The organism is Polaribacter sp. AHE13PA (genome assembly GCF_019278505.1).
Classification (GTDB): Bacteria; Bacteroidota; Bacteroidia; order Flavobacteriales; family Flavobacteriaceae; genus Polaribacter.
In genome coordinates, this window is sequence record NZ_CP058985.1 from 2,332,889 (window position 1) to 2,344,753 (window position 11,865).

Consider the following 11,865-nt stretch of genomic DNA (forward strand, 5'->3'; position numbering starts at 1 on the left):
TTCTAGAAAGTTAAATTTAACCCTAAAGTTACTGTTCTAGAAGGACTATAATCATATCCGCCTGATGTACCAGATAAACTATATTGAGGATTTAAACCTGTTCTTTCTGTACTAATAAAAATATTTTCACCAGAAAGAGAAATACGTAAATTACTTAAACCTAATTTTTCTGCAACATCCTTATCAAAACTATATCCTAAGTTTACGTTTTTTAAAGAAAGGTAAGATGCATCTGTTAAGAAACGAGTAGAACCACCAATTGTTTGGTTAGGGTTTCCGTTTTCTAAACGAGGTACGTCTGTAATATCTCCTGGAGCTCTCCAAGCATTTTCTGCATCTACATGTAAAGCTCTACCAAAAGTACCTGGGTGCATTAATGAAGAATATCCACTATCTAAAACATCTCCTCCGATACCAAAAGTAAATAAGAAATCTAAAGAAAATTGTTTATATCTAAACGAGTTAGAAATAGATCCTAATAAATCTGGAATACTACTACTATCTGTAAATGCTTCTCCAGCTTCTTGATAATCGTTAGTAGTTGCCTGTGTTCCATCTGCATTTAAAACAGCTGTTCTTCCACCTGTATCTGTATCTTCAAACATATAGTATAAAGCATCTCCATTATCTACATCTACTCCTGCATAATGGTAAATGTAGTAATCATATATAGATCTTCCTTCTTCCCAACGTTTAGATCCGTTATCTGCAGGACTATCAATTTTTGTAATTTCATTTTTAAAAGTACTCGCTTGCACACTTAAATCCCAATTAAAATCTTTTGTTCTTAATAAGTGACCTGTTAAACTTACTTCTATACCTTGGTTGTAAAGATCTCCTAAGTTTGTAGGGAATACATCTAATCCTTCTGAAAGAGGAATACCTAATTCATATAATAAATCTTGAGAAGATTTTTTGTAAAATTCTACAGAACCATCTAATACATTATTAAACATACTAAATTCTAAAGCAACATCCCAACTAACTTGGTTTTCCCACTCTAATTCTACATTTCCTGTATTACTCCAAATAATACCAGGTGCACCTGCGTTAGGAATAATTTCATATAATGCTTGAGAAGCGTAATAAGAACCAACTCTTTCATTACCAATTTCACCGTAAGATGCTCTTAATTTTAATTGATCTATAAAAGAAACATTATCCATAAATTTTTCTTGATCAATTCTCCAAGAACCACCTAATGAATAAAAAGTTCCCCAACGTGCATCTTTAGAAAATCTAGAAGTACCATCTCTTCTTACAGAAGCACTTAAGTAATATTTGCTATCAAAATCATAGTTTAATCTAGCAAAATAACCTTCTATTCTATGATCTGTACTATTTCCATTTACATTATCTCCTGCAGCAAAATTATCAAATTCATAAATACCTGTAGCAGTTTGAGTATTAGCAATACCACCTAATGTAGAAAAGTTTCTATCAAAACTTTCATGCCCCAAAGTAACATCTATATTATGAACATCTTTTAAAGAAGTATTATAAGTTAAAATTTGATTAAAATTCTCTATAACTCTTCTGTATCTATCTTCACTATATCTACCTGTTGGTGCTCCATCACCTACTGTTTCGTTCTCATAACCTTTAGTAATATTATCTTGAATATCTCTACCATAAGTTACTTTAGCTTTTAATCCTTCTGCAAGCTTAACTTCAAGATAATTTCTAAATCCATATAAGTTTAACTTATCTTGATCTTCATTTAAAATTAACTCAGCAATACCATGTCTTCCTGGATTGTAAGGTCTTGTTTGAATATTACTATCTGGATATCCTTCTCCTAAATCGTATAAAGGGTTGCCTGAAGCATCATTTACAATTTTACCATTACTATCTACTTGATAAACAGGGTAAATAGGACCTAGACTATTAGCCCAACTAAAAGGATTTGCTGTAGAAGACCCTCCTCCACTAGTTGGTCCATGAGAATCTGTAGCTGTAATATACACACTACCACCAGCAGAAATATTATCGGTTAATTTAAAATCTGCATTTAATCTATTAGTTACTCTTTCATAATCACTTTCAATAACATACCCTTCTTCTTTTAAATAAGATGCAGAATAAAATATAGAATGATTTTCGCCACCAGAAGCAACATTTACAGAGTGATTTTTTCTACTACCAGTTCTTTCTAAAAAATCGAACCAATCTAAAGACTCATATGTAAGTTCTGCATTAGGATTTAATTTACCGTCAGTACCAACAATTTGATCATTTGCTACATTAAATGGGTTATAACCTAATTGATTAAATATTTTTGCAGAAGCTTCAATTTCTGGATTTGCACCACCTATTGTGTTCTTGTAACCTTCCCACATTAACTCATAATAAGAACCTGCTCCCACCATATCATAATTAGGTACAGATCTTGTAATAACACTGTATTGTGTAGATGCACTAACAGTTGTTTTATTATTTCTTCCTTTTTTAGTTGTAATAATAACTACACCATTTGCTGCTCTAGAACCATATAATGACGTTGAAGCCGCATCTTTTAAAACTGTCATAGAAGCAATATCATCTTGATTGATCGAACTTAAAGAACCATCAAACTGAATTCCGTCTATAATGTATAAAGGAGTTGAACTACCGTTAAGAGTACCAACACCACGAATTACAATTGAAGGAGAAGAACCTGGTTGACCTGATGCTGCAACAAACTGTACACCAGTTGCCTTACCTTCAATAGCTCCAATTGGAGACGTTACAGATCTAAGTGCTAAATCTTTTGCTCCAACAACATTTGCAGAACCCGTAAAAGCTTCTTTAGTTGTTGTACCATAAGCAACAACAATAACCTCTTCTAAAACACTACTATCTTCTTGTAAAACTACATTAATAACAGAAGAAGCACCTACTTTCTTTTGTGTAGATTTGTACCCCAAGTAACTAAAAACTAATACGTCGCCACTTTTACTAGCAATTTTGTAGTTTCCATCAAAATCTGTTTCTACTCCTATACTAGTACCTTTTACTAAAACACTTACACCAGGTAAACTCCCTGACTCATCTGAGACAGTCCCAGAAATAGTTTTCTTTTGAGCAAAAGTAACTTGCACAATCAACCCCAAAAAAAGTATTAGGGATACCTTAAAAAATTTTTTCATTGTAATATCTATTTGAATTAATTATGTTCCAAAAATCATAAAATTTTCTTAATATAAAAAATAAAGATTAACATTTATTTATTTTTTAAATAACAAACATTAATTTTATTGAATAATATTCACCCTTATCAACAAAACACTGAACATTCCTCAATAAAAAACAGTATTTTTTATTTAACAATAAGTTAATAGATATGATAATATTTACACATTAAAAGCACATAAATAATAATTTTAAAGTTAATTATTTAATGAATTAACGAATTAGGTATTACTTAAACTAAAACCTCTAACTTCATTTTCCTCAATTAAAGTAACAATCAAATTAACATGTTTTTTTTTCGTTTTGTTAATATGTTCTTAAATATTAAAAAAAAGACTAATAACGCCACTCCTACACTTATAACTTTAATTATAAGCACTTTACACACTCACCACCCTTCTAAAGTTAAAATTTATAAAAAAGACACAAACAAATTCTTTTCATTTTATTCCGCAAAAAAACAAAAGAAATCACCTAAAAAAACCATTTTAACACTTTGAAAATTAATGAGATTCAAAAAAGTATAGTTACAAAACAGATTCACTCTTTACAGAAAAAAAGATAATCTTACACAATAAATAACAAACAAAAAAAGACTCACTATTTATAAATAGTGAGTCTTAAATACCTTTAAAATGTAAAGGGATATTATTATTACTTGCTAGTCTTGCAAAGCAAACACTTGCTTTAATAAAGCAGAAGTACGTAAACTTGCTTTTTCTCTAATTCCTACTTCTTCAACTTCAATCATTGTAAATACTCCTTTTAAGGCTTGGTTTGTTACATATTTAGTTAAATCTGGATCTACCTTATTCACAAAAGGAATAGAATTATATTTACCAATTAAATTACTCCAAATTTTATCTGCTCCTACTTTAGAAAAAGAATTTTCAATTACTGGACTAAAACTAGCCGTTAAATTATCAGTAGTTTTTACTTGTAAATAAGAAGTTGCAGCATTTTGGTCACCTAAAAGAATATTCTTTGCATCTGCAAACGTCATATCCTTTACAGCATCTACAAAAATTGGAGTCGCAGTTTTTACAGCATCTTCAGCTGCTCTGTTTAAGGCTTTAATACCTTCATCTGCCAAGTTACCTAAACCAATTTTACGCAAACCATTATCTACAGCTTGTAATTCTGCAGGCAACATAATTTTTACCAAATCATTTTTATAAAACCCGTCTGTTGCAGTTAATTTAGAAACTTGATTTTTTATTCCGTTGTCTAAAGCTGCACGCAGTCCGTTACCTATTTGCTCTTCACTTAAACCTGTATTTTGACTTACTTGATTCACTACATTTTGTAACTCTGCACATCCTACAAACTGAAGGGCAACGACTAAAATTAAAATTCTTTTTATCATTTTTATTGTATTTTATCTACTCTTTAGAAACTCTTTCGATTTAAAAGTCACTTTTTTATTTAAAACTATCTGTTTTCTTATCGTATCCATAAGGACAATGTTTACAACCGCTTTTACAGCAATGACCTCTTTTAAGATGAAATTTTTCTGTAAACACTTTATAACCTTGTTCGTTTACATAAAAATCACCTTCCTCTAATGCTACTCTTTTATTATACACTTTGCAAAAATAGTTTATAATCCATAAAAAAAGCGTTCCTAAGAACGCTTTTTAATTTTTATTTATCTTTTCCTGGAGGAAATCTAGAGATAATCTCTTTTACAAACTCTTTAATTCTAGCTTCTTTTTTCTCTCTATTTTGAAGTTTTAAAGCTCCAGTTCCAATTCCTTGCCAAATCAATTCTTTTTTCTGTCTATCAATAAAATCTACAAACAATGTACCTTCTGTATATTGAGAAACACTAATATTATTTCTACCTCCCATCATCCAAGGGCTCCATCCCCAACCGTAACCATAGCCAAAATTGTTATTTTGGTTTACATCTACTTTTTCTCTAGATTTTGTAAAAATACTCACCAACATATCTGGATTTTCAGATTTTGTAAATCCTTGTGCTGATAATTCTGACTCAATAGCACGTAAAATTCTTTTTTTATCTAAATCAGAAATTTCTGCTTTATCGATACCTGGTTTGTAAAAAGCAAACGTTTTATATTGAGTAAAATCTACTTTATTATCATAATCGGTTGTAACTTTTATAGCACTACAAGATGCTAAAAGCATAGTACTAAACAGAAGTAAAAATGTTTTTTTCATGAGATTTGTTTTATATTATTAAATCGATTAAAGCACTATATGCAAAATTAAAAGCATGACAAATAAGTATTTTCACAACCTAGTTCAACTTTCAAATAGTTTACAAGACTACCTTATTATTTACAAAAAAGGTACTTAAAACAACATTGCTTCCTATTAAAAAATGTTGTTTATAAATGCTTCTAGACTTCTTACAATCAGCAATAAACATGCCAAAATAATCGTAAAATTCTTATTAACAAGCAAAATGAATCGTATAACAAATAGAAATACATTCATTGTAAAAAAAAATCTATTTCTACATTTGATTGATAATTGTAAAATCAGGTTTAAAAACTACTTACCTCATCATCTTTTGTGAAGAAGTTTACCCAAATATATTTATATTGTAATGAATATTGATTAATTTTAAGAAATGATTTTAATTACTAAACACCTAATACCAAAAGGTTTTGTTGGCATAACTTTATTTCCTTTTATTCTTCTAAAAAAGAAAGATTTAAAAGATGATAAAGTTTTAGTAAACCATGAAAAAATACATTTAAAACAGCAAGCTGAATTACTACTGATATTCTTCTACATTTTTTATAGTTTAGAGTGGATTTTAAAATTTTTAAGGCATGAAAATGCATATCTAGCTTATAAAAATTTAAGTTTCGAACGTGAAGCATATCAAAATGAAAATAATTTTAACTATATAAAAAATCGAAAATTTTGGGCATTTATAAAATACTTTTAAAACTAATTGTAATTCTTTTTTTCTTCGGATGTTTTAATGGTTGCAAGCCAGCACCAAAGAAAATTGCAATACAAACTACTGAAGTTTCTAATGAAAAAGATTCCACTTTGTTATTTCCAAAATATCTAAACATAAATTATGTTTTAGGAAAATTTAATTATACAGAAAACTCAGATTTTACAGTTGTTCCTAAAGAGAACTCATCAAAAAAAATATATTTAAGAAAAGAAGTTTTAGAAGCCTTTCTAGAAATGAATGCCGCAGCACTAAAAGAAGATATTTCATTTACAATACTATCTGGAACTAGAAATTTTGATCACCAAAAACGTATTTGGGATTACAAATGGAATGATAAATATAAAAACTTACCTCCTCTAAAAAGAGCAAAAAAGATTTTAGAATTTAGTTCTATGCCCTCCACTTCTCGCCATCATTGGGGAACAGATATGGATATTAATAGTCTTACTAATTCTTATTTCACACAAGGAAAAGGGCTAAAAGAATACAATTGGTTGTTACAAAATGCACATACATATGGTTTTTATCAAGTATACACTTCCAAAGAAAATGGAAGAACAGGTTATAGTGAAGAAAAATGGCATTGGACTTATTTACCACTCTCAGCACTCTATTTAAAATACTATAACGCAAAAGTTGATTTAAAAAACATCAACGGATTTGAAGGTTTTTCTTACGCAAAAGAACTAAACGTTGTTAAAGAGTACGTAAATGGAATCAACCCCGAAATTCTTAAAAACTAATAATACATTAAAAAAACATATACTATTTTAATAATTCATTAAATTGCAGTACTAATTTTATATAAATTTTACGAATGAAACAAATCACTCCTTATAAACCAAAACACAAAGTACGTATTGTAACTGCTGCTGCTCTTTTTGATGGCCATGATGCTTCTATAAATATTATGCGTAGAATTATTCAAGCCACAGGCGTAGAAGTAATTCATTTAGGTCATGATAGATCTGTGGAAGAGGTGGTAAATTGCGCCATACAAGAAGATGTAAATGCCATTGCAATCACTTCTTACCAAGGAGGTCATACTGAGTATTTTAAATACATGTTTGATTTATTAAAAGAAAAAGGAGCTCAACATATCAAAATTTTTGGTGGTGGTGGTGGCGTAATCCTTCCTAAAGAAATAAAGGAATTGATGGATTATGGAATTACAAAAATTTATTCTCCAGATGATGGTAGAGCATTAGGTTTGCAAGGAATGATAAACGATTTAGTGCAAAAATCTGAAGAGACCTTTACGAAAGAAAATAAAATTGTGACCCTAAAAGTTTGCAATGAATATGGCGATTGGTTACTAAAATTAGAAAGTAAAAAAGTTTTAGAAAACTTAAAAAATAAAGATGTAAATACAATTGCAAGATTAATTTCACTCGCAGAAAATAACCATACAGATTTTACAAAGATATTTTCACCTTTAGATAAACTAATAGAATTTACCCCAGTTCTGGGAATTACAGGAACTGGTGGTGCAGGAAAATCTTCTTTAGTTGACGAATTGGTACGTCGATTTTTAATTGATTTCCCAGAAAAAACAATCGGAATTATTTCTGTTGATCCATCAAAAAGGAAAACAGGCGGAGCACTTTTAGGAGATAGAATTAGAATGAACTCCATAAACAATTCTCACGTCTACATGCGTTCTTTAGCGACACGTCAATCTAACCTTGCTTTGTCTAAAAATGTAAATGAAGCTATTGATGTTTTAAAAGCAGCTGAGTTCGATTTAATTATTTTAGAAACTTCAGGAATCGGACAATCAGATACAGAAATCACAGAACATTCTGATACTTCTTTGTATGTAATGACACCAGAATTTGGTGCTGCAACGCAATTAGAAAAGATTGACATGCTAGATTATGCAGATTTAGTTGCCATTAATAAGTTTGACAAGCGTGGTGCTTTAGACGCTGTTAGAGATGTAAAGAAACAATACATGCGTAACAACAATCTTTGGCATATACACCAAGATAATTTGCCTGTTTATGGTACGATAGCATCCCAGTTTAACGATCCAGGAATGAATACTTTATACAAAAGTATTATGGATAAGCTAGTTGAAAAAACAGGAGCAGATTTAAAATCAAACATGGAAATTACCACTGAAATGTCTGAGAAGATATTTGTAATTCCACCTGCAAGAGTTCGGTATTTATCTGAAATTGCAGAAAGTAATAGAACGTATGATCAAAATGTTGATGATCAGGTAGTAGTTGCTCAGAAATTGTACGGAATTTACCAAACAATACTTTCTATTACAGAAAATAATAAGTCATTGCAAGGAACGAAGCAATCTGTTCTTACTAAAACAGGGCTTGATGAAAATGAGATTCTGAAACAAGTTCAGAATGACAAGTCGAATGTCATTCCGACAGAAAGAGGGACGAATGACGAGGAATCTGAAACCTACTTCTTAAAATTATTACTTGCTCAATTTGAAAAAACAAAACTAAACCTCCATCCTTTAAACTGGGAAATCATTTTAAACTGGAATGAGAAAGTTCAGAAATATAAAAACCCAATTTATACGTTTAAAGTTCGTGATAAAGAAATCAAGATAGAAACACATTCAGAGTCTTTATCACACACACAAATACCTAAAATAGCTTTACCAAAGTACCAAGCTTGGGGAGATTTATTACGTTGGAATTTACAAGAAAATGTTCCAGGTGAATTCCCTTACACTGCTGGATTATATCCGTTTAAAAGAACAGGCGAAGACCCTACAAGAATGTTTGCGGGTGAAGGTGGTCCCGAAAGAACCAACAGAAGGTTTCATTATGTAAGTCTTGGAATGGAGGCAAAACGACTTTCTACCGCTTTCGATTCTGTTACATTATATGGAAATGATCCTGGCAAAAGACCTGATATTTATGGAAAAATCGGAAACGCAGGAGTTTCAATTTGTTGCTTAGACGATGCTAAAAAATTATATTCTGGATTTGATTTAAGCCACCCAATGACTTCCGTTTCGATGACCATCAATGGACCAGCACCTATGTTGTTAGGTTTTTTTATGAATGCCGCTATCGATCAAAATTGTGAGAAATATATTATAGAAAACAAATTAGAAGCACAAGTTGAAGCTACTTTTATAGAGTTTTATGATTTAAAAGGTTTAGAGATACCAAAATATCAAGGTGAATTACCTGAAGGAAACAATGGTTTAGGTTTAATGCTTCTAGGTTTAACTGGTGATTTGGTTTTACCTTCTGACGTGTATCAGCAAATAAAAAAAGACACACTAGCTCAAGTTAGAGGAACTGTGCAAGCAGATATTTTAAAAGAAGATCAGGCTCAAAACACCTGTATTTTTTCTACGGAATTTGCGTTGCGTTTAATGGGTGATGTGCAAGAGTATTTCATCGAAAAACAAGTTAGAAACTTTTATTCAGTTTCTATTTCTGGATATCATATTGCAGAAGCTGGTGCAAACCCAATTACGCAATTGGCTTTAACATTGTCTAACGGATTTACCTATGTAGAATATTATTTAAGTCGTGGAATGGACATCAATAAATTCGGGCCAAACTTATCTTTCTTTTTCTCTAACGGAATTGATCCTGAATATTCTGTAATAGGAAGAGTTGCGCGTAAAATTTGGGCAAAAGCAATGAAAAATAAATACGGTGCCAACCCAAGAGCACAAATGTTAAAATATCATATTCAGACTTCTGGACGCTCTTTACACGCGCAAGAAATCGATTTTAATGATATAAGAACTACACTACAAGCTTTGTACGCAATTAACGATAATTGTAATTCTTTACATACCAATGCGTATGACGAAGCCATTACAACGCCAACAGAAGAATCTGTAAGAAGAGCTATGGCTATTCAGTTAATCATCAACAAAGAATTAGGATTGACGAAGAATGAAAACCCAATTCAAGGTGCATTTATTATTGAAGAATTAACCGATTTGGTAGAAGCTGCCGTTTTAGAAGAATTTGATAGAATTACAGAACGTGGAGGCGTTTTAGGAGCCATGGAAACCATGTATCAACGTTCTAAAATACAAGAAGAAAGTTTGTATTATGAAACTTTGAAACACAATGGAGAATTCCCAATTATTGGAGTAAATACTTTTTTAAGTTCTAAAGGATCTCCAACCGTTCAACCTGCAGAAATTATTAGAGCAACGGAAACAGAAAAGCAACATCAAATTAAAACGAAAGAAAACCTCAACAAAGCAAATCCGAAGAAAGTTGCAAAACAAATTGCAATTTTACAAGAAGCAGCCATACAAAATGAAAACTTATTTGATATATTAATGGAAGCAACCAAAGTGTGCTCTTTAGGACAAATTACAGAGGCTTTATTTAAAGTTGGAGGACAATATAGAAGGAATATGTAATAAAAAGCTATATTTAGCATTAAATATAAAAAATTATGGTAACAAAAAGACATTTTATTATTCTATTAACTTCCTTATTCTTTAGCCTTGGGATGAATTCTCAGAACAAAAACATTACAATTAGGGTTAAAGATGTTAATAACAAACCTGTTTCTGGGGCTATTATCCTTTTAGACGATGTAAAACAAAATGTATGGACAAACTCTAGCGGGGTTTTTAAGACAAAACTAAAATCGACACCAAAAGAGATTAGTGCTTTTCATCCAAAAATTGGGATTAAAAAAATAGCATACAACGGAAAAGAAAACATCATTATAAAAATTGAAAAGGGAAATGACCTACCCGTTTCTAAAAATACTAAAACACAAAAAAGTTCAGACTCAAGTCAATTTAATTCTATTTATGATTATTTAAGAGGACAAATAGCCGGAGTTAATGTATCATCTGACGAGGAAATAACAATTAGAGGATACAATTCTATAAATGGAGATATGACTCCCTTATTTATATTAAATGAAACAACTGTATCAAAAGAAATTTTTGGTAACATTAGACCTTTAGATATTAAATCTGTAACGGTTTTAAAAGGACCAGAAACTACTAGATATGGTGTAAGAGGTGCTAACGGTGTTATAATTGTTACAACTAAATAAAAGGTTTATTAAAAACAATTTTATACTTAAACTATTTACAAAATCCGTTCTTAATGAGCGGATTTTAGCTTTTACAAACTTCTTAGACCACCTTATTTCCCATTTATCTATTTCCTTTTTCTACATAAAAACAGCATAAATTAAATTTCAAAAAAGGAATATTTTATTGTGCAATAAAATTAGAATAAACAACCCAAAAAGCAAATACACCAAAACTTGGCATCCTAGTTTATGAAAAAAAACAACTATCGGGGTATGGAATTCAATATCAATTAAAAAATAACAGTTACATTTTTATCAACTAGAAAAACACAAGACCTAATGGAATGACATTGTCTTAAAAGCCTTGGTTTTAGTTTTATAAAAACCTGTGATGATGAAGTTAAAAATAGAATTTGGAGTAGATTTGACATCATCTACTTTAGATATTGCACCTATAATTCTGTTTTTTTTTATTGATAGTATGTTCAATAGAAAATTACTAGAACAAGAAGTTTCAGTAGCTTTAGGGTTTAAAAAAAGGCAGTAATATAAAATTACCACCTTTCTAACTAACTGTAATAAGAATCCCCCAATCCTTAAACAGTGTTTATTAATTATGTATTAATCTCATTATGCTTCAACAATAATATGATCTACAACAACCAAAATTAAATATATTAAAAGCATAAAAGTTTTAAAAAAAGGCAGTAATCTAAAATCACTACCTTTCTAATTAACTGTAA

The 11,865-nt window shown here is 30.3% G+C and carries 9 protein-coding genes; 5 read left to right on the forward strand and 4 right to left on the reverse strand.

Going from position 1 to position 11,865, the window contains the following annotated elements:
- Positions 1-2: 2 nt before the first annotated feature.
- From H0I28_RS10140 to H0I28_RS10155, 4 genes are all read right to left on the reverse strand, one after another.
- Positions 3-3,128, reverse strand: coding sequence for a TonB-dependent receptor (locus H0I28_RS10140; protein ID WP_218754393.1), 3,126 nt, complete (start codon positions 3,126-3,128; stop codon positions 3-5).
- Between the two features lie 704 nt (positions 3,129-3,832).
- Entirely contained in the window at positions 3,833-4,537 is a 705-nt protein-coding gene (locus tag H0I28_RS10145) for a DUF4197 domain-containing protein (protein ID WP_218731351.1), read from the reverse strand.
- A 55-nt stretch (positions 4,538-4,592) separates the two neighbouring features.
- Entirely contained in the window at positions 4,593-4,757 is a 165-nt protein-coding gene (locus tag H0I28_RS10150; protein WP_165732325.1) for a DUF5522 domain-containing protein, read from the reverse strand.
- Positions 4,758-4,815: 58 nt separating this feature from the next.
- A complete protein-coding gene (locus H0I28_RS10155; protein WP_218759038.1) occupies positions 4,816-5,355 on the reverse strand; it encodes a DUF4136 domain-containing protein in 540 nt (179 codons plus the stop codon).
- 415 nt (positions 5,356-5,770) lie between these two features.
- On the opposite strand from H0I28_RS10155, the gene H0I28_RS10160 reads away from it, so the two are divergent.
- From H0I28_RS10160 to H0I28_RS10180, 5 genes are all read left to right on the forward strand, one after another.
- Positions 5,771-6,094, forward strand: a complete 324-nt coding sequence (locus H0I28_RS10160) for a hypothetical protein (protein WP_218759039.1) — start codon at positions 5,771-5,773, stop codon at positions 6,092-6,094.
- The gene (locus H0I28_RS10165; protein WP_218759040.1) at positions 6,070-6,855 is read left to right on the forward strand and encodes a M15 family metallopeptidase; all 786 of its coding nucleotides are present in this window, start codon (positions 6,070-6,072) and stop codon (positions 6,853-6,855) included. The genes H0I28_RS10160 and H0I28_RS10165 overlap by 25 nt, the downstream gene beginning before the upstream one ends.
- Before the next feature lie 74 nt (positions 6,856-6,929).
- On the forward strand, positions 6,930-10,487 hold the full coding sequence (locus H0I28_RS10170; RefSeq protein ID WP_218759041.1) for a methylmalonyl-CoA mutase family protein: 3,558 nt from the start codon (positions 6,930-6,932) through the stop codon (positions 10,485-10,487).
- A 35-nt stretch (positions 10,488-10,522) separates the two neighbouring features.
- The gene (locus H0I28_RS10175; protein WP_218731356.1) at positions 10,523-11,140 is read left to right on the forward strand and encodes a TonB-dependent receptor plug domain-containing protein; all 618 of its coding nucleotides are present in this window, start codon (positions 10,523-10,525) and stop codon (positions 11,138-11,140) included.
- Between the two features lie 376 nt (positions 11,141-11,516).
- Positions 11,517-11,669 (forward strand): hypothetical protein, encoded by a 153-nt coding sequence (locus tag H0I28_RS10180; protein WP_218731357.1) that lies wholly within the window; start codon positions 11,517-11,519, stop codon positions 11,667-11,669.
- Positions 11,670-11,865 lie beyond the last annotated feature (196 nt).